Consider the following 20,260-nt stretch of genomic DNA (forward strand, 5'->3'; position numbering starts at 1 on the left):
GATTCACGCCCGCCGCGGTCGCCCGGACGGCGACCGCTCCACAGGCTCAGAGCAGAGGCCGGTCAGTTCGGGCGGGACTGGGTGACGCTGTCCTGGTTCGGAGCCTGCTCCCTGCCGCCGATTCCCGGCTCGTCGCCGTCGCCCTGATCGTCGCCGTCGCCGTTACCCGGACCGTTGCCCGAGCCGTTGCCCGGCCCGTTGTCCGAGCCGTCGCCCTGGCCGTTGCCGTTGCCGTTGCCGTTGCCGGGGCCGTTGCCGGGGCCGTCGCCGTCCGGTCCGTCGTCGTGGCCGCCGGGCTGCGGGGTGTGGTCGGGGGCCGGGGGTGTCGTCGGGTTCGAGCGCTGGGGCGGCGGGGCGGTGTCGTCCCGGGTCCCGTCGTCCGAATAGTCGCCGGTGTCCGAGCGGTAGGTGTCGCCGTAGTTGGAGTAGCCGTAGTTGGACGGCTCGGCGAACTCCTTGACCGGTTTGCCCGCCATCGCCTCCGTCATGAAGGCGCGCCAGACCTGGGCCGGGTACGTCCCGCCGTACAGGGCGCTGCCGTCCACGACGACCGGCTTGTTGTCGTCGCGGAACATGTCGACGGCCACCGCGAGCTGCGGGGTGAACCCGGCGAACCACACCGAGGCCGACTTGTCGGTGGTGCCGGTCTTCCCGGCGACCGGACGGTCGTAGAGGCGGGCGGCCGAACCGGTCCCCGCGGTGACGACCTGGGTCAGCGCGTAGGTGGCGTCGACGGCGGCCTGCTCGGTGAAGGCCCGCTTCCCCTTGGTCTCGATCTTGGTGGTGTCGCCGTTCGCGTCGGTGATCGAACGGATCACGTGGGCCTCGCGGTGGACGCCTCCGGCGGCGAAGGTGGCGAACCCCGAGGCGTTCTGCACGGCGCTCACCGAGGCCACGCCCAGCGGGAGCGTGGCGGCGGCGCTGTGCGGGGCCAGCTGGTCGGTGGGGATGCCCGCCTTCTCCGCGGTCTCGACGACCTTGTCCAGGCCGACCTTGCGTCCCAGGTCGACGAAGGCGGTGTTGACCGAGCTCTGGGTCGCCTTGACCAGGTTGATCTGCCCGTAGGAGTATCCGCCGGAGTTCGGGATGCCCTTGCCGTCGGTGGTGATCCGCAGCGGGGAGTTGCCGTCGACCCGGGTGTCGAGGCCGAAGCCGTTGTCCAGGGCGGCGGCCAGCGTGTATGCCTTGAAGGTGGAGCCCGCCTGGACCTTGGCGCCGAAGGCGTTGTCGTAGGGCTGCCTGCGCCAGTCGCGCCCGCCGTAGAAGGCGACGACCTCGCCGGTCTCCGGATCGACCGCGGCCAGACCGGTGCGGACCTCCTTGGGGGTGCTCTCCGGCAGGACGGAGGTGACGGCGCGCTCGGCGGCGGCCATCAGGTCCTTGTCGAAGGTGGAGACGATCCGCAGGCCGCCCTGGTTGATGGTCTCGTCGGTGTATCCCCTGCGCCTCAGCTCCGCGGCGACCTGGTCGAGCATGTAGCCCTCCTGCCCCTTGGGGGCGAAGATCGGCCTGGGCTTCTTGAGCTGGGGGAACGTGGTCGCCGCGGCCTGTTCGGCGGTGAGGGCGCCGGTCTGCCACATGCCGTCGACCACCGAGCGCCAGCGCGCCCTGGCCGCGTCGAGGTCGGCGCCGGCGGGGTTGGCGAACCGGGAGGGCTGCTGGATCACGGCGGCGAGGTAGGCGCCCTCGGCGACGGTCAGCTTGCTGACGTCCTTGCGGAAGTAGGCGTCCGCGGCGGCCTGGATGCCGTCGGCGTTGCGGCCGAAGTAGATCGTGTTGAGGTACTGCTCAAGCACCCAGTCCTTCGACTTCGACTGGTCGACCTTCAGGGAGATCATGATCTCCTTGAGCTTGCGGACGATGGACCGTTCCTGGCTGAGGCCGCTGTAGTAGTTGCGGACCATCTGCTGGGTGATCGTCGAGCCGCCCTGGAGCTGCCGGCCGGTCAGCGTCGACCACATGGCGCGTACGGTGCCGGTGAGGGAGATGCCCTGGTCCTGGTAGAAGGAGCGGTTCTCCGCGGCGATCACGGCGTTCCTGACGTGCTGCGGGACCTGCTCAAGCGGCACGCGTTTGCGGTTGACGCCCTGCCTGGCCAGCACGGTCTTGCCGTCGCGGTAGTAGATCACCGACCCCTGGGCGGTGGCCTGCGGCTGGGTGCTTCCAGGGATCGGTGTCATCGCCCAGGCGAGGGCGAACGCTCCGGCCAGGGAGATCACGAGCGCTCCGAAGACGATGAGCGCCACCTTCAGGAGCCTTCTCCTGGGTCCGGCCTTGCCCGCCCTCTTCCGGTACTTGAGCACTCGTCCCCCTGTTCCGTCCGCGGCCGACCCCCCGCCGGCCGCACGGAACCGTAAGGGTAAACGATGCATAACGGTGTCTGAGCCTTGCTTGGGATAGTACGGCTAGGTCCTCCCCTGACGCGGCGCGTCGGCCACCAAGGGAAGGACCCGGTATGGCACGGGTGTGTCCAAGGCGATGACCGAGGAGGTCCTGACCACCCCGTGGACCTCCACGATCAGGTCGATCACCCGTTGCAGGTCGGCGTTGCTGCGCGCCACGACCCGGCAGTGCATGTCGTCACCGCCGGTGATCGTGTGGACCTCCAGCACCTCGGGGATGGCGGCGAGCTGGTCGGCGACGGGGACGTGGCCGCTGATCTGCCGGATCTGCAGGGTGACGAACGCCGTCACCACGTAGCCGAGGGCGGCCGGGGCGACGTCGGGGCCGTATCCGGTGATCACGCCCCTGGCGGCCATCCGGTCGAGGCGGGCCTGGACCGTCCCCCTGGCCACCCCGAGCCGCCGGGAGCACTCCAGCACGCCCAGCCTCGGTTCCGCGGCGAGCAGCGCGATGAGCCGCGCGTCAAGGTGATCAATCGTCATTGTGTACAGGTACTCCGGTGGGAGTGGCAGTCGATTGCACACATTGTCCACTAAATAAGCTAACTCTTGCACAACCAGCTCATCAAAACGGACAGTATTCGTATGAGCGACATCTTTCCCGTGAACGGCATGGACGCCGTGGTCTTCGCCGTCGGCAACGCCAAGCAGGCCGCCCACTACTACTCAAGCGCCTTCGGCATGCGGCTGGTGGCCTATCGCGGGCCGGAGAACGGCAGCCGTGAAGAGGTGGCCTACGTCCTCACCTCAGGAAGCGCCCGCTTCGAGTTCCGCGGCGCCGTACGGCCGGGCACCGGGGTCTCCCGGCACGTCGCCGAGCACGGGGACGGCGTGATCGACCTGGCCATCGAGGTCCCGGACGTCGAGGCGGCCTACCGCGGCGCGGTCGCCAGGGGCGCCACGGGCCTCGTCGAGCCGTACACGGTCGAGGACGACCACGGCAAGGTCGTGCTCGCGGCGATCGCCACCTACGGCGAGACCCGGCACACCCTGGTCGACCGCTCCAACTACAGCGGCCCCTACCTTCCCGGGTACGTCGCCGCCCAGCCGATCGTCCCGGGTCCCGACGTGAAGAACGGCCGGGTGTTCCAGGCCGTCGACCACTGCGTGGGCAACGTCGAACTCGGCAAGATGGACGAGTGGGTCGACTTCTACGGCCGGATCATGGGCTTCACCAACATGGCGGAGTTCATCGGTGACGACATCGCGACCGAGTACTCCGCGCTGATGTCGAAGGTGGTCGCCGACGGCAGCCGCAAGGTGAAGTTCCCGCTCAACGAGCCCGCGATCTCCAAGAAGAAGTCGCAGATCGACGAGTACCTGGAGTTCTACGGCGGCCCCGGTGTGCAGCACATCGCGCTGGCCACCAACGACATCCTGACTGCCGTCGACCACATGCGCGCGGCCGGGGTGCAGTTCCTCGACACTCCCGACTCCTACTACGACGACCCCGAGCTGCGGGCCCGCATCGGCCAGGTCAGGGCGCCGATCGAGGAGCTGAAGCAGCGCAAGATCCTCGTGGACCGCGACGAGGACGGCTACCTCCTGCAGATCTTCACCAAGCCGGTGCAGGACCGCCCGACGGTGTTCTTCGAGCTGATCGAGCGGCACGGGTCGCTCGGCTTCGGCAAGGGCAACTTCAAGGCGCTGTTCGAGGCGATCGAGCGCGAGCAGGACCTTCGCGGCAACCTGTAGTCCCTCTCCGGGCGCCCGCGTGTCCCGCGGGCGCCCGGTTTCCCTGTCAACGCCTGTGCGCCTGTGTGGTCTCGCGGGGCGTGAGGGACAACTTGTAACTCCCCTTGGCTTTGGAATAGCCGTTATGCGGTGATTCACGACTTATGGGATCACCACCATCGGACAGTTCAGGACCTTCCTCCTGGTCCGACCAGCCGCCGGGCCCCGGGCGCCCCGCCGGGCCGTACGGTCCCCGGCACGGCGCGGGACCGCCGGGGCCGGAGTATCCCGGGTACGGCGCCGGGCCGCCCAGGCTCGGCGGACGCTGGCGCCGGCTGTTCGCCGGAATCCTGGACATCATCATCGTCGGGATCATCTCCTCGCCCTTCACCTACGAGTCGTTCAACACCGTGTGGGACACGAAGAAGGGCGTCTTCGTCCAGATCCCCGTGCAGCACACGCTGCTGGCGAGCGTGGTCGGCTTCCTCTACTACTGGCTGCTGACCGCCTTCTGGGACGGCAGGACCGTGGGCAAGAAGCTGTTCGGGCTGCGCGTGACCGACATCAGCGGGCGCAGGGTCGGCGTCGGACAGGCCGCGCTCCGCGAACTGGTCGCGTGGGTGCTGTACGCCACCTGCTGCCTGGGATGGATCAACCTCGCCTTCATCCTCTTCACCAGCCGCAAACAGGCCATCCACGACATGGCGGCCAAGACCGTGGTCGTTGATTCCTGATCATCTGAGCTCCCCCGTCTCGCTCGCGTAGTGTGCGACAGGACGCCCGGCACGACCGGGCGCGGGAGGGGGATCTGTGATCATGGCGTCCGGCAGGCTCGCAGTCGTGGCGACGGCGGTGCTCATCGGGACAATCGGCGCCTGCGGGTCGGCGTCGCAGGGGGAAAGCGGCTCCACCACGGTCGTCGCCGACGGCTCCATGCCCGATGAGGAGGTGGCGGCCCGGCACGCGGGCAGGGCGGGAGCGGCCGGCATCGGCGATCCCGACTTCCCCAACGACGGCAACGGCGGCTACGACGTCGGCCACTACCGACTCAAGATCGACTACGACCCGGAGCGGAAGTACCTCTCCGGTGTCGCGGGCATCCAGGCCAAGGCGACCCAGAACCTGTCCAGGTTCGACCTCGACCTGTCCGGCTTCACGGTCGGCAAGGTCACCGTGAACGGCGCCCCCGCGCGTTTCTCCCGTTCCGGGGACGAACTCGTCGTGACCCCGCCCAGGATGATTCCCGACAGGTCGGCCTTCACCGTCGAGGTCACCTACGCCGGGGAGCCGAAGCCGGTGCGCAACTCCCCCAACCTCGGGACGTACGGGTTCATCCCCACCTCGGACGGCGCGTTCGTCGCCTGCGAGCCCAACGGCGCGCGGACCTGGTTCCCCGGCAACGACCACCCCGCCGACAAGGCGCGCTACGACTTCGAGATCACCGTCCCCGAGGGCGTGACCGCGCTGGCCAACGGCGAACAGGTCGGCAGCCCGGTCACCTCGGACGGGAAGACGACCTACAACTGGCGGGAGAGCCACCCGATGGCGAGCTACCTCGCCACCGTGACGATGGGCAGGTTCGAGCTGCGCGAGGGCAGGACGGCTCTGGGCACCAAGAACGTGGCGGCCGTCGATCCGCGCTACAGCGGCTCGCTCAACCGGCTCTACAACCAGTCGGCCAAGATCACCGACTACTGGAGCAAGGTGTTCGGCCCCTATCCGTTCTCCTCGACCGGCGGTGTGATCGACGACTTCCCCGCGGGTTACGCCCTGGAGAACCAGACGAAGCCGATGTACGGCGGTTTCAACCCCGGTGACGACGTCATCGCCCACGAGCTGGCCCACCAGTGGTTCGGCGACAGCATGAGCATCAGGCGCTGGCGGGACCTGTGGCTCAACGAGGGCTTCGCCACCTACGCCGAGTGGCTCTGGTCCGAGCACAAGGGCAACGCCAGCGCCGAGCGGATCTTCCGCAACCGCTACGCGGTCGACTCCGGTGCCGCCATCTGGAAGTACGCCCCGGGCCGCGCCAAGCCGGACGACCTGTTCAACGACTCGGTCTACACCCGGGGTGCCATGACGCTGCACGCCCTCAGGCAGCGGATCGGCGACCCGGCGTTCTTCCGGGTGCTGAAGACCTGGAACGCCGAGCACAAGTACGGCTACGTCACGACCCCGGAGTTCGTCGCGCTGTCCGAACGGATCTCCGGAAAGCAGCTCGACGACCTCTTCGACGCGTGGCTGTTCACCCCGAGGAAGCCGACCACCTGGTAGGCGGGCCGGGGTCAGTCGCAGATGACCCGGTAGCCGTCCTGGCGCAGGGACCCGAGCACCTCGTCCGAGTGGGCGGGGCCCTTGGTCTCCAGCTGTAGCTGGACCTCGGCCTCGCCCAGGTGCACGCCGATCCGTTCGTGCGCGATGTCGAGCACGTTGGCGCCCAGGCCGGCCAGTTCGGCCAGCAGGCCGGCCAACTCCCCCGGGCGGTCGGACAGCGGGACGCGCAGGGTCAGATAGCGCCCGGCCGCCGCCAGCCCCCGCCTGAGGATCTTCGACAGCAGCAGCGGGTCGATGTTGCCCCCGGACAGCACCGCGACCACGGGCGGTTCGAACACGTGCGGATGGGCCAGGATCGCGGCCACCCCCGCCACGCCCGCGGGCTCGACGACCTGCTTGGCGCGTTCGAGGCACAGCAGCAGCGCCTGGGATATCTCGCTCTCCGAGACCGTGAGGACGCTGTCCACCAGATAGTGGATCAGCTCGAAGGGCAGCTCTCCCGGGCGGCCGACCGCGATGCCGTCCGCCATGGTCGTGGCGGGCGGGACCGTGACCGGCTCACCCCTGGCCAGCGAGGCCGGGTAGGCGGCGGCCCGCTCCGCCTGGACCGCGATGATCCGCACGCCGGGCCGCAGCGACTTGACGGCCAGCGCCACCCCGGCGGCCAGCCCACCACCACCCAGGGAGACCACGATCGTGCCCGTCTCGGGAAGCTGTTCCAGGATCTCAAGCCCGATGGTGCCCTGCCCGGCGATGACGTCCGGGTGGTCGAAGGGGTGGATGAACACCGCCCCGGTCCGTTCGGCGTGCTCGACGGCGCTGGCCAGGGCGGTGTCCACGGTGTCACCCGAGAAGACCACCCGCGCGCCGTAGGAGTTGGTCGCGGCGACCTTGGGCAGGGGCGCGCCGTGCGGCATGTAGACCGTGGAGGAGGTGCCGACCAGACCGGAGCCGAGCGCGACACCCTGGGCGTGGTTGCCCGCGCTGGCCGCGACCACGCCCCGGGCCCGCTCCTCCTCGGTCAGGCCCGCGATCCTGACGTAGGCCCCGCGCACCTTGAACGATCCGGAACGCTGGAGGTTCTCGCACTTGAGGTGGACGGGGCCGCCGATGGCCGCCGAGAGGACGTGCGAGTGCACCAGAGGGGTTCGCAGGGCCACATCGGCCAGTAGCTCGCGGGCGGCGACCACGTCGTCGTAGGTCACCTGACGGTCTGACATGCGGGACATCCTGCCACCACCCGGTGGCTTTCCCCCGCGCTTCGCCGGTCGTACCCGGGTGTCGACGGTGCTGATCTCGGGGTTTTCCCCGTGTCACACCGGCCGGACCGGTTTCATGGACGGGCGCCGGACAGGCCTGTCCGTGCCGTGTGCGTGCCGTACACGGAAAATCTTGGATAAGTCAAAATAACCGAGCTATCAAATATTTTGATCGCTTAAATACCTGTCGCCGCCTCAGTATGCTCAGCACATGGCAGACGACAGTGACAAGACCACCGTCGCCGAGCAGGTGTGGCGCAGCATGTTCGGATTCATCATGCACACTCGGCCCCGCAGGGACGCCGTGCTCACCGGACTCGGACTGACCCCCACCGAGGCCAAGGCGCTGGACTCCCTCGACGGGGAGACCGGCCGCACCATGAAGGAACTGGCAGCCGAGTGGGGCTGCGACGCCTCGACCGCGACCTGGACCGTGGACCGGCTCGAACGCCTCCACATGGCCGAACGGCGTCCGCGCCCCGGTGACCGGCGCGTCAGACTCGTGGTCCTGACCCCGCTGGGCGTGACGACGAAGGAGGAGATGACCAGGGGGATGCACATGACACCCCCAGAGCTGCTCGACCTCGGCGAGGAGGAGCTGCGCGCCCTGCGCGCCCTGCTCACCAAACTCCCCGGGGGCACCCGGTCTCCCGCCTGACCGGCCGGGCCTGACCATACTTCGCCGGGCGAAGCATGGTCTCTCTCATGGTCAAAGGATCACCGGTGGTCAGCGAGCCGACCTACTCCATCCTCGCCTGCCTGCTCGACGGACCGCCGCACGGACACGGGGTCATCAAGCAGACCCTTGAACTGTCGGAGAACCGGGTGAGGCCGCCGGTCGGCACGCTGTACGGCGCGCTGGACCGGCTCACGGCGAACGGCTGATCGCCGTGGACCGCGAGGAGATCGTCAACGGCAGGCCGCGGAGACACTTCCGGCTCACCGACGAGGGAAAGTCCCTGGTGACGGCGGAGGCTCCGCGCATGCGGAGGACGGCTCAGATCGTGACCGGGCGAACCATGCCCGGACCGGCGTTCTCATGACCGCCGCCATGGGTCCCCACGCTCCGACGGGGGTGGGCGTGGGGCTCCTGGAACGACGCTACCGGCGGCTACTGCTGGGTTGTCCCCGTTCGTACAGGGATGCCCACAGGGACGAACCGGTCGCGACCCTGCTGGAGACCGCGGAGCCGGGACGCGTCCCTGGTCGTCGGCGGGCCGCGGACCAGGGCGGCCCACGCCGAGTCTGATGGAGCGCGACGGCTGGAAGCGCTTCCAGGCCCGAACTCCAGAAGCTCCCCGAGGTGGCCACGCCGCACCTGGACAGGGAGATCAGGGCGTCCCTTGAGGACCCGGAGTGCGGCAGGGGCTTCTCCACCGCCTTCCCGCCCAGGCGCAGGCAGATCATGGAGAGGACCCTTCAGGAGTCCGGCTGGAAGGACGGGCTGCTGCGGTGGGAACCCCTCCGGGGAACGGCCGGTGAACGGCCCGCTCCCGGCCTATGGACGCTGGGTGGCGGATAGGCAATCATCTACCGATGAAATCGCTCCCCCTCACGTCGGGCATCATCGGCGGCGTGCTCGTAGTCGGTGTCGCAGGCTGGATGATCTGGCAGTTACAGGAGCCGGACTCGACGGGCCTCGCGCGTGAGCCGGTCGTCGTCGTCGGCGACAAGACGCGCGCCTCCCTGATGGAGGCCATCGACCGGTACCTGGAGACGGCCGATCCCAAGCGGGAGAAGCCCCAGGTGCTGGCCGCGTTGAAGCCGGAACTCAAGCCCAGGATGTTCTGTCACGAGAACCTCGTCGAGGTTCGGAAGAAGAGCGAGAGCCAGCAGCTCGTCGGCATCGCCGCCTCGTGCGAGGAGTACGCCCGGGTCGGGCAGAAGCTCCTGGCCAGCAGCCAGTACAAGAACCTGTCACTGCTGACCGTCGAACCGAACGGCGAGACCTACCGCGTCATCGACATCCAGGAGGCCCTTGAGGGGGACCTGGTGCGCTCCTCGGTGCGGGAGATGTTCTCCGCCGAAGGGGCGCCCCGAGCCCTGGAGATCAGCGACTCCGACTTCTCCGCGCTGAGCGAGGAGAACCGGGTCGAGGGCCGCAAGGTGTTCGGCCTGCCGCCGAACGCCGAGATCCAGCTCTACCAGCCTTCGTAGGGGTTCCCCCTCATTCGAGGCTCTTCGGCGTCGGACTCCCCTCGCCGACGTGTGACCCGCCGCTCGCCGGGGCTCCGGACAACCCCCACATGTCCCGAACCCGGCGCGCCGCGGCTGTTTTTTCAGCCCCCGGTACGGTGCCAGAATCACGTCCATGATCACCGTCCGCCCCTACCTCCCCGAAGACCGTGCCGCCGTGCTCGCGCTGACCCCCGCCTGGCCGAGGGAGTCGCGGCCTGGCGGGACCCCGGCGCCGTGGGCACCGCCGTACTCGGCTGGGTGACCGGGTCCCTGGAACGGACGGGCAACGACGACCATGGAACGTTCGTGGCGGTTCACGACGGCCATGTCGCGGGGTTCGTCACGGTCACCATCCGCACGCACTTCACCGGCGCACGGGACGCCTACGTCGGCGAACTCGTCGTCTCCCCCGAGGCCGAACGCACGGGTGTGGGAAGCGCCCTGATGTCCGCGGCCGAGTCATGGGCACGCGCGCACGGCCTGCACCGCGTGACCCTGGAGACCGGCGCCGCCAACCTCCCCGCCCGCGCCTTCTACCGCTCCCTGGGCTTCACCGAAGAAGACGTACGGCTGAGCAAACCGATCTGACCCGATTCGATCTGTACCTTCCCACCACCGCGAACCGGAGGCCCGAGCTTTCCCCGCGCCGCGCACGAAGAGTTCAACAGACTTTTCCGGCACCACACGCGAGGGTTCTCCGGACCTTACCGGCACCATGCGTGAAGGTTCGGCCCACTTTTTCCGAGCACCGTCCGTGAGGACTTTGTCTTCGCCCTTCCCGATACCGCGCGGAGAGGTTCGCCCAGCGCTTCCCGACGCCAAGGACCTGCGCCTTCCCCATGCCAAGCCCAGGGGTTCGACCTGCGCTTTCCGGTGTCGTGCGTGAAGGGTTTGCTTGTGCCTTACCGGCCCCAAGCGTGAGGGGTGTCCGGCTTGGGCGCGTCGGTGCTTGGACTGAGGAACGCAGGAGCGAAGCGACGAAGAGACGAGGGAAAGCACCGACTCAGGGCGCCCGAGCCCGCGACGCCGCAGGCGGCGCAAAGAAACACAGTATGGCTTGAATGAGCACACCCAAGAAGTGAAAAATTGCCGTACCGGTCTGTTCCATCCGACGGTGTCCCGGCACGAAAACGCCTGGTACCGTCCCCCTCACCATGAGTTATGGATTATTTGTCGGACTGCTTTCGAGGTCAGAGTTCCCGTGAAAAGGATTCCCAGGTCAGAGTGGGCAGGACAATGACAGTTGATTGGTTTTCCCGGTCTGGTTTCCGTTCCCCTCCCGATGCCGGGACGACACCGGGAACCGGGTCACCGGCGCCCCGGAGGGGTCACGATGGGTGACGTCCCCTCCCTCGACCCCGGTTCTCCTCGTGTGCGGTTCGGCGTGGAGATGCGGCGCCTGCGCGAGGCGGCGCACCTGTCCCAGTCCGCCGTCGCCGCCCGTCTCGGATGCACGCAGACCCAGATCAGCAGGCTGGAGATGGCCACCCGTACCCCGTCGAGGGCGGACGCGGAGAAGCTGGACCAGATTTTCAACCTGGCCGAAAGACAGCATTTCGTCGGTCTGCACCGGCGCATCGTGGCCAGACCGGGCGGCCCGAAGTGGTTCATGGGCTGGGTTGAGGAGATCGAACCCAATGCGCTGGCCCTGCACTCCTGGGACCCCCTGCTGGTTCCCGGGCTGTTGCAGACCGAGGCCTACGCGCGGCGGATCTTCAGCCTGGAGCCGAGGATCACCGCCACCGAGGTGGACGAACGCGTCCAGGCCCGCATGCGCAGGCGGCAGATCCTCGACCAGCGGAACCCTCCCTCCCTGCTGGTCCTCATGGACACGGGTGTGCTGCGGCGCCCGGTCGGCGGCCCCGAGGTGATGCGGGAGCAGCTCGACCATCTGCTCGACGCGGTGAGACACCCCTCTGTCTCCCTTCAGCTCGTCGCCCCGGAATGCCTGCCGGGAATGCTCGGCGCTTTCATGATCGCAAAACTTCCGAACGGCGATCCCGACATCGTCCATGTGGATTCTTCGGCAGATGGACGGGTTTCCTCCGAGCGCGAGACCGTCGCCTCCGTCTGGAAACGCTATGAAGCCATACGACTGTGGGCCTATCCTGAGCACGCATCCCTCCGCATGATCGAGGAAGTGAAAAAGGAATGGACCTGAGCACCACTGTGTGGCGAAAGTCCTCACTCTCCGGCGGAAACGGTGGGCAGTGTGTCGAGGTCGCCGGTCTGACAGGCGGCACGGCGGTGCGTGACAGCAAGAACCCCGACGGGCCCAGCCTTCTCTTCACCGCCGCCGAATGGCGGACGTTCGTCGAAGGCGTCAAAACCGGTGAGTTCGACAGGTTGGTCTAGGGTTTTTTCCTGATCGGTCACAGGACGACGCGTCGGATGACACCGGCCCGCCCCTCACGGTGCGGGGACCGGTGTCATCTCATGCCAGAGGAAGGTAAACAGGAATGGACCTGAGCACCACCGCATGGCGAAAGTCCTCATTCTCCGGAGGAAGCGCCGGGGCCCCCGAGCTCGCCCGGCTCACTTGATGCGCGGGAGCCGGGTCGCCGGCGTCCTCGTGCTGCTGGCGACGGTCTCCGCCTGTGGCCAGAGCGCCGTGAGCGCCCGGATCCCCGCTCCGGCGCCGTCGTCCTCGCCGCCTTCGTCCCTGGCCGCGTCGGTCTCGGCGCCGTCGTCGCCCGTTCCCCGGCCCGCCGTGACGGTCGGTCCCGGGGTGCCCGGCAAGAAGACCAAGGGGTGCCCGGTGACCAAGCTGCGCAGCCGGGGTGACATGCCGCAGGACGTGGGCGAACAGTTCCGGCAGGAGCAGCTGACCCCCGGCGACTGGTACGGCGTGGGCGGCCTGTGGACGTTGCTGGACACGACCGACGTCGCCTACAAGCGTTCCGGCGAGACGGTGGCCGTCAAGACGGTGTGGTGGCGGGATCGTGACGAGGCGTTGACGGTCGAGGCCGTCTCGGTCAAGACGGGTGAGACCGTGCGGGGGGAGAGCCCCGGCCCCTACCCGGTGCCCGGTGTGCAGCCCATCTCACTGCCGCTTCCCCATCTTGGCTGCTGGCATGTGTCCGCCTCTCTCGGCGGAACAAAGGTCAGTTTCATCACCGACGTGGCCCGCATCGGGGTTCTTGACTGACCAAAACATCCGAATAAATCCCCGAAACTCCCCAAGGGGGATCATAAACGGAAATATAACCCTCCGTTATGATAAAAAGCTATATAAGCGGAGGGGAGTCGCGTGTTGACGATGTGTTCTCGTCGTGGACACGCCGAAGCGGGGTTCGGTCCGGCATCACGGGACGCCGGACCGGAGCCTTTTTCGCGGATTCCCCTGAAGCGGGAAACGGCTGGGAGCACGGCACCGAAGGCGGCAACGCCGCGAATCCTCACCGACTCGGCCCCCGAGGAACCCCGTGCCGACGACTGAATCTCGGCCCCGGCGGTCGCCACAGGGCCGGTTCTCACGTCGCCGACGCTCCGCCGGACAACACGAACGCATCAGGTTCCCCAATCGCCCCGGCGAGGACGATCCATGGCCCCTGCAGGCCCGTTTCACGATCCGATCACGCGCGACAAGGAACAGCGCGCCGCCGTACACCGCCCATCATCCGCTTGTCCGATAAACGGAAGCGGGGAGGGAGGGGTGCCCGCGCTCGTCGCCCGCGTGCCGGGCCGGACGGCACGCGGGCGGACGCCCCGAAGGGCCACGGTGACGCAGCGGGTTCGCGACAAACCCCGCGCGGGGTGATCGGCGCGTTCCGGTTCGGCACTTCGCAGGTGGAGAGCGAAACGGGCATGACAATTTTGCCTCCAGCGAGCATCCGAAACGCCACCAAACCACCATCTTTCCTGCTCAAGCGGGCATATGTGGAAGGAAGCACCGGTATCCAAAATCCCTGCACCTTCGCAGGGAAGAGCAAGACAAATCCCAATTTGGACTGACAACCAGTGAGTAATTCTTTGCCACTAATCGATAGGTTGCTATCGTTTTTTGGGAAGGAACAGAACGGCCGGAAGGTAAGTCAACCGGGGGGTCGCATGACCGAGTCCATTGCGCTGCCGCTGCACATGTGGCGGGCGGGGTTCGACCCCGCTCCCGAGCTGGAGGCACTTCGGGACGAGGAGGGCATAAGGCAGATCACGACGACGCTGGGCTTCGACGCCTGGCTGGTCACCCGCCACGACGACGTACGGGCGGTGCTCGGTGACGCCGAGCGCTTCAGCAACGACTGGCAGAGCCACTACCCCGTGCCCGGTGATCCGTACCGGACCGAGGAGGAGAAGGCCAGGTTGCGCGCGGGCAACCTGCTCTCCTTCGACCCTCCTGAGCACACCCGGATACGCCGGATCCTGACGCCGGAGTTCACGCTGCGCCGGATGCGCAGGCTCGAACCCCGGATCACGCGCATCGTCGAGGACCACCTGGACGCGATGGAGAAGGCCGGATCCCCCGCCGACCTGGTCTCCTCCTTCGCGCTGCCGATCCCCTCGCTGGTGATCTGCGAGCTGCTCGGCGTGCCGTACGCCGATCGGGAGGACTTCCAGCGCAGGACCGGCAGGTTGCTTGACCTGTCCCTCGCGCCGGAGGAGCGGATCGCGGCCCAGCGTGAGTCGCGGCAGTACATGGCCGAGCTGGTCGCCCACGTCAAGTCGGACCCGGGCGAGGAACTGCTCGGCATGCTGGTGCGCGAGCACGGCGACGAGCTGAGCGACGACGAACTCGCCGGCATCGGCAGCCTGCTGCTGGTGGCCGGGCACGAGACCACCGCCAACATGCTGGGCATCGGCACGCTGGCCCTGCTGCGCCACCCCGACCAGCTCGACCTGCTCAGGAAGGAGCCCGAGCGTGTCGAGGCGGCGATCGAGGAGCTGATGCGCTGGCTCAGCATCGTCCACTCCGGGGGCTTCAGGATGGCGACGACGAAGGTCGAGGTCGCGGGGCAGGTCATCGAACCGGGCGAGCTGGTGCTGTGCTCCCTGCCCGCGGCCAACCGCGACGCCGCGTTCGTGCCCGATCCCGGGCAGCTGGACATCACCCGGGGCGCCTACGGCCACATGGCCTTCGGACACGGAGTGCACCACTGTCTGGGGGCCCCGCTGGCGCGGATGGAGATGCGGGTCGCCTTCCCCGCGCTGCTGCGGCGCTTCCCCGGGCTGCGCGTCGTCGATCCCGAGGCGCACTTCCGCACCTTCCACGTGGTGTACGGCCTGACCTCCCTGCAGGTCGCCTGGTAACCGTCCGCATCCGGACTGCTAGCGTTCGGTGTGTGCCAGAGCAACGACACAGAGCCGATGCCCTGCGCAACTCCGACAGGATCGTCAGGGCTGCGATCACGGCCTTGCGAGAGGGGGGCACCGCCGTACCCCTCGATGAGATCGCCCGCAGGGCCGGGGTCGGGATCGCCACCGTCTACCGGCGGTTCGGCGACCGTGACGGCGTGATCAGGGCCTGCTTCGAGACGTACTTCACCGAGGAGGTCGAGCCGCACGCGCTGGCGGCCCGCCGGGCGGCCGACCCTCGGCAGGGGCTCGCCGAGGCGCTGGGCGCCATCGTGGACACGTTGGCCTCGCACCGCGCCCTGCTCACCGCGGCACGGGAGGCGGGCGCGTTCACCGAGTCCCTGTTCGAGCGGTTCGGCGCGCCGCTGGGCGACGTGCTCGCCGACGCCCAGCGGCGCGGACTGGTCCGCGCCGACCTGCTGGTCCGCGACCTGGCGGCGATGGTGGTGATGACCCTGGCCACGATCGGCCCGACGGGTCTCGACGGCCACCGGAGATACCTGGCGCTCCTGTTCGACGGGACCCGTCCTTCAGAGGCGCCGCTGCCTCCGCCGTCCGAGCCGGGCGAGAGGATCAGTCCCGCAGGGCAGCGGCCTCACGCCCGTGCACGATCAGCGCGTACAGGATGACGACGTCGACCGCGATGACGACGATGGACCACCACGGATTGGCCGCGAGCCAGGCCATCTGGGTGATGGCGTTGACCGCCACGAGGACGACGGCCGCCATCCGCGCCCACTCCTGACCCATCAGCAGGGTGATGCCGACGGCCACGAGCAGGATGCCGAGTATGAGGTGGACCCAGCCCCATCCGGTGAGGTTGAGCACCAGCAGCTTGTCGCGGATCTGCACGTAGAGATCGTTGTTGAAGATCGCGTACAGACCGGAGATGGCGTTGAAGAAGCCGTCCACGATCATGACCACGCCCGCGAACCAGATCCAGCCGATCCAGCCCGTCATCCGCGTGTTGTGTGCCATATGGTGCTGTGCCATATGAATCTGCTGCCCCTTGACCGGTGAGCCGTCACCGACGCCGGGGAAACCTCGCCCGTCCCGGTGCCGTCCCGTGGACGGGTCTTTGCCCTCCACTCCTCCACGGGCGAAACCACGGGCGAAACCGCCGCCGACCGTACCGTCCCGGCTGTGCGGATTGAGTGATCCGACCCCGGGTACATCGCACGTTCCGTCCGGGTCCGCGGCACGCGTCCGCACTGATCACTTTCAGATACACTCCTGTATCTGAGCGCGGAGGTATGTGGATGCGGTTGTCAAGGGAGCAGAGCCGTGAGGAGACCAGGCGCAAGTTACTGGCCTCGGCCTCGGAGCTGTTCGCGGAACGCGGGGTCAACGGCACCTCCATCGAACAGATCGCCGAGCGGGCCGGCTACACCCGAGGGGCTTTCTACGGCAACTTCGACGGCAAGCACGAGCTGGTCGTCGCGCTGCTCACCAGGCGCACCGAACGGGCACGGGAGGAGTTGGCCGAGATGTGCGGCCGGGCCACCTCGTCCGAGCATCTGACGAGCCTGCTGCACGCCTGGCACCGCGACCACGCCGAGCACCAGGAGAGCTGGCTGGCGCTACGCCTTGAGCTCCTCCTCTACGCCCTGCGCAACCCGGAGATCCGCCCGTTGCTCGCCCAGCGGGAGCTGTTCGCCAGAGACGCGATCACCGAGGGGGTACGGCGGGAGCTCGTCCGCCGGGACGCGGGCCCGCCCGCGGACCCGAAACTGCTCTCCATGATCGTCCACGCCCTGGAGGACGGCCTGCTCGTCCAGAGGCTGCTCACCCCCGACGACGTCGACGACCGCACGGCGACCGACGCCGTCACCCTCCTCCTCGACTCCTGGGCGGCACTCGACACGCGAAAGAAGGACTGATGCACGACTACCGGGTGACCATCAGAGGCAGGTTCATCGGTCTCACCGACGACCAGCGGGCCGAACTGACCGCGCGACTGGCCGACCGCGACATGCTGCTCAACGGCTTCACCAGGGAGGGCGGCTTCGCCTACGACGCCGCCATCGGGCCGTTCAGCTTCCGCTACGTCATCGCGGTCGACGACGAGGAGGGCGAGGCCGAGGCCGTCGAACTGGCCCTGGCCGCCGCCAAGGCCAGACTCGGCGAGTACGGCCACGGCGACCTGTCGGTCTCGGCCGTCGACATGCGCGAGGTGAAGATCCGCCGCCGCTGACCGCCTTCCCCAGGCCGTCCTCCGGGGTCGTCCTCCCCAGACCGTCCTCCCCGGTGGCCGTCTTTCGGCGGCCGTCCTCCCCGGTGGGCCGGGTCAGCCTCCGGGCGTGGAGGGCGGCTCGGCGACGGTGGTGTGAAGCGCGAGGCCGCCGCCGTCCAGGGGCCGGAACCCCAGTTCGTGGAGTTCGGGAACGTCGAGCGCGGTGACCACCCGTAGGGCACCCACCTCGGCCGCCTCGTGGATCACGACGCGCACCAGCGCGGCACGCACCTGCGGGGGGACGCCGGGCTGGACGTGCGCCAGTTCCAGGCGGGCGGTGGTGCGCGGCGCGTCCTCCCAGGAGGCCACCGCCTGACCGACGAAAGGCTCTCCCCGCTCGTTGTCGGCGTAGACCTGCAACCAGCAGACGAGCCTGTTCTCGGCGACCAGCCTCCGGGGAACGGTCACGTCCATCCCCGCCTCGGCCAGCCAGGAACCGGCCTCGGACGCGGCCACGGGAACCACCGTCCGCCTCCGCGCGAGACGGAACCCCCTTCGCAGGGATATGAGCGGAACATCACTGACATAGAACCCCGCAGGCCAGGGGTCCGGGGCGTCGCGAACGCCCAGCACCACATAACCGTCCCTGACCGTCCTGCGCCCCCGGCGGACCAGCCCGGTCGCGAGTTCCTCCGCGAGGCGGTAACCGACGTCCGCCGCCCATTCGTCCGGCGAGGTCATCGGTTCGCCGATCACGGAGTTCCTCGGCTCCGTGGGAAAGGCGACCTCGACGGCGTAGGTGTTCGGGTCCTTCCTCCAGCGGAAGACCACCAGCATGCCGTACGGCTCCGCGACGACATCGACGACGAAGGCCCCCTCCGTCAAGACCCTCACCCGCAGCAGACACCCCCTGAGCGCCGCGAAGACCTCCTCCCGAGACCACCCGGTCATCATTTCCCCACCTTCCCGTTGTCGTGTCGCCCGGCGCGGGGCGTATTTCGACCACCGTGGGCCGAGCGCGAAAGCCTCACATGAGAGCCCTTTTCCGGAGCCTCGGTCCCGGCGGTCAGCCCACGCAGGTCGGCCGGGTGCGGCGCCAGTAGGACCAGGCGGCCAGGGCCAGGGCCAGGCCGTACGCGGCGAAGGCGCCCAGGCCGAACCAGGTCACCAGGAGGGCGTCGCCCACGGTGGAGAAGTCTCCCCTGGAGACGGTGATCACGCCCGCCGTGCCGAGGGTGGCGTAGACGACTCCGGCCACCCCGTAGGGCGCGAGCGTGGCGGCGCCGATCAGTGCCGGGGTGAGCGGCAGCCAGCGGGGCACCCGCCTCCCCCGCAGGACGAGCGTCCAGCGGGGGAACACCTGGCCCCAGGGCCGCACCAGACCGAGGAGGAGGAACACTCCGAGCGCCGCCAGCAGCGCCGTGGGGTCGATGCCCCAGCGGTCCAGGGTGAGCCACAGCTCCGAGGCGCCGTTGCGCTCGTGCGTCGCCACCATCTCCTCGCCGGTGATCCCCGCGAAGGTCCCGCCGAGCGCCCATGTCGTCTTCATGACCGCGTAGGGCAGGAACGCCGCGGCGCCCACGTAGGCCGACGCCCGGACGCGCCGCGGAGCGGGTGTGGGTTCCGGCCTGTTCCACACGGTCGAGGAGGTGTGTACGGCACCGCACCGCGGGCAGACGCCGGAGGTCGAGGAGCGGTAGGAGAGGGCCGTGGCGGCGAGCAGCACCACACCGAGCCCGGCGAGCGCCCGGTTGGCGGCCCCCGTCCAGCTGTCGACGGTCTGGCCGAAGACGAAGGTGATCGCGTCCATCAGCAGGCCGAACGCGGCCACGCCGACCAGCGCGCACAGCCCGATCAGGGCGGCGAGAACGACCCGCCGGGGAAGCCGCGGGCCCCGGGGCCGCGCCACGGCCAGCGTCGTCACCGCCACGAGGGCGGCGGCGGTCACGGCGGCCCAGTTCAGGCCGACCGGCAGCGGGTGCGCGGCACGGTAGAAGATCGCGGTTCCGGTCAGCGCCGTGGCCAGGCCGAACCCCCCGTAGGCCACCGCCCAGCCGAAGGCCGCGTACCCGGTCCACGCCAACCGCCGATCGGGTGACGATGGATGTGCGATGTCAGTCATGAGCCGACCCCCGTTCGGCTCCGGAACCTACACAGGTGGTCCTGTGGCGAAGCTGAGCCGGGCTGAGAGGGCTCACAGCCGATCTGTCAGTCGTCCTCGTCGGGGGGCGGGTCGGGCAGCCGCCAGCCCTCCAGGAGGAGGGGCAGGGTGTAGTGGGTGGCGAGCAGGGTCAGGGCCAGGGGCAGCAGCAGGGCGGTCGGCACGTCCAGGGTCAGCCGGCCTCCCGTGCTCCACAGGCCGGCCAGGACCACCAGTACGGCCAGCACGACCGTGGTGAGGGTGTGCGCGCCCGTGTAGGCCCGCTGCTGTTCGCCACGCTGCCGTTCGTCGAGATACTCGGCGGGGATGGTGGTGACGCCCTTGGTGGCGAGGGTGAGCCAGCCGTACACCGGGACCAGGACGGCCACGGCGAGCGCGAACATGGACAGGTAGACGTTGCGGGCCAGGTCGCTCGGCGCGAACCTGACGATGACCACCAGGCCCGCCCAGAGCACCAGCAGGGCCGCGCCCCCGGCGATCACGAGCCGCCTGCGGTTGCGCCTGCCCGTCCAGACACGGCGGGCCGGGCTGTTCTCGATGAGGGCCACACGTTCGCGGACGCGACGGTCGATCCAGCGACGCATCGGTCTCTCCTTCCTCATGTCCCGCCCCCGCTGCCCAGCCGGGCGAAGGGGGTCAGTGAGAACACGACCTCCACCGGCACCTCGAAGTACTCGGCGATCCGCAGCGCGAGGAACAGGCTGGGGCTGTACTCGCCGCGTTCCAGGTAGCCGACCGTCTGGTAGTGCACACCCAGGGCCGTCGCCAGGTCCTTGCGGGAGATCCCGCGTTCGGCGCGCAGCATCGAGATGCGGTTGTAGACGATCTCGCTGGACATTCGGGAGCC

24 protein-coding genes are annotated in these 20,260 nt (G+C 68.8%); 16 read left to right on the forward strand and 8 right to left on the reverse strand.

The window, feature by feature from the left end; all coding sequences use genetic code 11:
* Positions 1-62: 62 nt before the first annotated feature.
* Together ABZ463_RS16220 and ABZ463_RS16225 are read right to left on the reverse strand one after the other, a co-directional pair.
* Entirely contained in the window at positions 63-2,303 is a 2,241-nt protein-coding gene (locus tag ABZ463_RS16220) for a transglycosylase domain-containing protein (protein WP_362776678.1), read from the reverse strand.
* A 102-nt stretch (positions 2,304-2,405) separates the two neighbouring features.
* Positions 2,406-2,885 carry an Lrp/AsnC family transcriptional regulator gene (locus ABZ463_RS16225; protein ID WP_352013834.1) on the reverse strand — a complete coding sequence of 160 codons (480 nt, stop codon included), beginning with the start codon at positions 2,883-2,885 and terminating at the stop codon, positions 2,406-2,408.
* Positions 2,886-2,987: 102 nt separating this feature from the next.
* On the opposite strand from ABZ463_RS16225, the gene hppD reads away from it, so the two are divergent.
* From hppD to ABZ463_RS16240, 3 genes are all read left to right on the forward strand, one after another.
* Positions 2,988-4,097 carry a 4-hydroxyphenylpyruvate dioxygenase gene (hppD, locus tag ABZ463_RS16230; RefSeq protein WP_352013835.1) on the forward strand — a complete coding sequence of 370 codons (1,110 nt, stop codon included), beginning with the start codon at positions 2,988-2,990 and terminating at the stop codon, positions 4,095-4,097.
* A gap of 143 nt (positions 4,098-4,240) precedes the next feature.
* Positions 4,241-4,810, forward strand: coding sequence for an RDD family protein (locus ABZ463_RS16235; protein WP_352013836.1), 570 nt, complete (start codon positions 4,241-4,243; stop codon positions 4,808-4,810).
* 82 nt (positions 4,811-4,892) lie between these two features.
* Positions 4,893-6,350, forward strand: coding sequence for a M1 family metallopeptidase (locus ABZ463_RS16240; protein WP_352013937.1), 1,458 nt, complete (start codon positions 4,893-4,895; stop codon positions 6,348-6,350).
* 11 nt (positions 6,351-6,361) lie between these two features.
* Here ABZ463_RS16240 and ilvA read toward each other — a convergent pair whose 3' ends face one another.
* Positions 6,362-7,570 carry a threonine ammonia-lyase gene (ilvA, locus tag ABZ463_RS16245; RefSeq protein WP_352013837.1) on the reverse strand — a complete coding sequence of 403 codons (1,209 nt, stop codon included), beginning with the start codon at positions 7,568-7,570 and terminating at the stop codon, positions 6,362-6,364.
* A 250-nt stretch (positions 7,571-7,820) separates the two neighbouring features.
* Between ilvA and ABZ463_RS16250 the strand changes: the two genes are divergently transcribed.
* The 11 genes from ABZ463_RS16250 (at position 7,821) to ABZ463_RS16300 (ending at position 15,708) form a co-directional block, all read left to right on the forward strand.
* A complete protein-coding gene (locus ABZ463_RS16250) occupies positions 7,821-8,267 on the forward strand; it encodes a MarR family transcriptional regulator (protein WP_352013838.1) in 447 nt (148 codons plus the stop codon).
* Between the two features lie 47 nt (positions 8,268-8,314).
* Complete coding sequence (locus tag ABZ463_RS16255; RefSeq protein ID WP_362776683.1) at positions 8,315-8,494, forward strand: PadR family transcriptional regulator; 180 nt, start codon at positions 8,315-8,317, stop codon at positions 8,492-8,494.
* A 418-nt stretch (positions 8,495-8,912) separates the two neighbouring features.
* Positions 8,913-9,131 carry a hypothetical protein gene (locus ABZ463_RS16260; RefSeq protein WP_362776685.1) on the forward strand — a complete coding sequence of 73 codons (219 nt, stop codon included), beginning with the start codon at positions 8,913-8,915 and terminating at the stop codon, positions 9,129-9,131.
* A gap of 14 nt (positions 9,132-9,145) precedes the next feature.
* Positions 9,146-9,766 (forward strand): hypothetical protein, encoded by a 621-nt coding sequence (locus ABZ463_RS16265; RefSeq protein ID WP_352013841.1) that lies wholly within the window; start codon positions 9,146-9,148, stop codon positions 9,764-9,766.
* Between the two features lie 154 nt (positions 9,767-9,920).
* Positions 9,921-10,049: a hypothetical protein gene (locus ABZ463_RS16270; RefSeq protein WP_362776689.1), complete on the forward strand. Its 129-nt coding sequence runs from the start codon at positions 9,921-9,923 to the stop codon at positions 10,047-10,049.
* Positions 10,022-10,375 carry a GNAT family N-acetyltransferase gene (locus ABZ463_RS16275; protein WP_362776692.1) on the forward strand — a complete coding sequence of 118 codons (354 nt, stop codon included), beginning with the start codon at positions 10,022-10,024 and terminating at the stop codon, positions 10,373-10,375. Before ABZ463_RS16270 ends, ABZ463_RS16275 begins: the two co-directional genes overlap by 28 nt.
* A gap of 745 nt (positions 10,376-11,120) precedes the next feature.
* Positions 11,121-11,948, forward strand: a complete 828-nt coding sequence (locus ABZ463_RS16280; RefSeq protein WP_352013843.1) for a helix-turn-helix transcriptional regulator — start codon at positions 11,121-11,123, stop codon at positions 11,946-11,948.
* On the forward strand, positions 11,939-12,142 hold the full coding sequence (locus tag ABZ463_RS16285; RefSeq protein WP_352013845.1) for a DUF397 domain-containing protein: 204 nt from the start codon (positions 11,939-11,941) through the stop codon (positions 12,140-12,142). The genes ABZ463_RS16280 and ABZ463_RS16285 overlap by 10 nt, the downstream gene beginning before the upstream one ends.
* 187 nt (positions 12,143-12,329) lie before the next feature.
* Positions 12,330-12,935, forward strand: coding sequence for a hypothetical protein (locus ABZ463_RS16290; protein WP_352013846.1), 606 nt, complete (start codon positions 12,330-12,332; stop codon positions 12,933-12,935).
* Positions 12,936-13,837: 902 nt separating this feature from the next.
* On the forward strand, positions 13,838-15,034 hold the full coding sequence (locus tag ABZ463_RS16295) for a cytochrome P450 (RefSeq protein WP_362776695.1): 1,197 nt from the start codon (positions 13,838-13,840) through the stop codon (positions 15,032-15,034).
* 32 nt (positions 15,035-15,066) lie between these two features.
* Complete coding sequence (locus tag ABZ463_RS16300; protein WP_352013848.1) at positions 15,067-15,708, forward strand: helix-turn-helix domain-containing protein; 642 nt, start codon at positions 15,067-15,069, stop codon at positions 15,706-15,708.
* On the opposite strand, the gene ABZ463_RS16305 is transcribed toward ABZ463_RS16300, so the two are convergent.
* Positions 15,653-16,057, reverse strand: a complete 405-nt coding sequence (locus tag ABZ463_RS16305) for a hypothetical protein (protein WP_362776697.1) — start codon at positions 16,055-16,057, stop codon at positions 15,653-15,655. The two genes, ABZ463_RS16300 and ABZ463_RS16305, sit on opposite strands and share 56 nt — an antisense overlap.
* A gap of 281 nt (positions 16,058-16,338) precedes the next feature.
* Here ABZ463_RS16305 and ABZ463_RS16310 point away from each other — a divergent pair, with 281 nt between their 5' ends.
* Together ABZ463_RS16310 and ABZ463_RS16315 are read left to right on the forward strand one after the other, a co-directional pair.
* Positions 16,339-16,959 (forward strand): helix-turn-helix domain-containing protein, encoded by a 621-nt coding sequence (locus ABZ463_RS16310; RefSeq protein ID WP_362776699.1) that lies wholly within the window; start codon positions 16,339-16,341, stop codon positions 16,957-16,959.
* Positions 16,959-17,273 (forward strand): DUF6204 family protein, encoded by a 315-nt coding sequence (locus tag ABZ463_RS16315; RefSeq protein WP_362776701.1) that lies wholly within the window; start codon positions 16,959-16,961, stop codon positions 17,271-17,273. Before ABZ463_RS16310 ends, ABZ463_RS16315 begins: the two co-directional genes overlap by 1 nt.
* Positions 17,274-17,366: 93 nt before the next feature.
* On the opposite strand, the gene ABZ463_RS16320 is transcribed toward ABZ463_RS16315, so the two are convergent.
* The 4 genes from ABZ463_RS16320 to ABZ463_RS16335 form a co-directional block, all read right to left on the reverse strand.
* Positions 17,367-18,203 carry a hypothetical protein gene (locus tag ABZ463_RS16320; protein WP_362776703.1) on the reverse strand — a complete coding sequence of 279 codons (837 nt, stop codon included), beginning with the start codon at positions 18,201-18,203 and terminating at the stop codon, positions 17,367-17,369.
* Between the two features lie 115 nt (positions 18,204-18,318).
* On the reverse strand, positions 18,319-19,374 hold the full coding sequence (locus ABZ463_RS16325; RefSeq protein ID WP_362776705.1) for a hypothetical protein: 1,056 nt from the start codon (positions 19,372-19,374) through the stop codon (positions 18,319-18,321).
* A gap of 86 nt (positions 19,375-19,460) precedes the next feature.
* Entirely contained in the window at positions 19,461-19,997 is a 537-nt protein-coding gene (locus tag ABZ463_RS16330; protein ID WP_362776708.1) for a hypothetical protein, read from the reverse strand.
* A 14-nt stretch (positions 19,998-20,011) separates the two neighbouring features.
* Positions 20,012-20,251 carry a helix-turn-helix transcriptional regulator gene (locus tag ABZ463_RS16335; protein ID WP_352013855.1) on the reverse strand — a complete coding sequence of 80 codons (240 nt, stop codon included), beginning with the start codon at positions 20,249-20,251 and terminating at the stop codon, positions 20,012-20,014.
* Between the last annotated feature and the right edge of the window lie 9 nt (positions 20,252-20,260).

The sequence above is a fragment of the Streptosporangium sp. NPDC020145 genome (genome assembly GCF_040631275.1).
In the GTDB taxonomy this organism is placed as follows: Bacteria; Actinomycetota; Actinomycetes; order Streptosporangiales; family Streptosporangiaceae; genus Streptosporangium.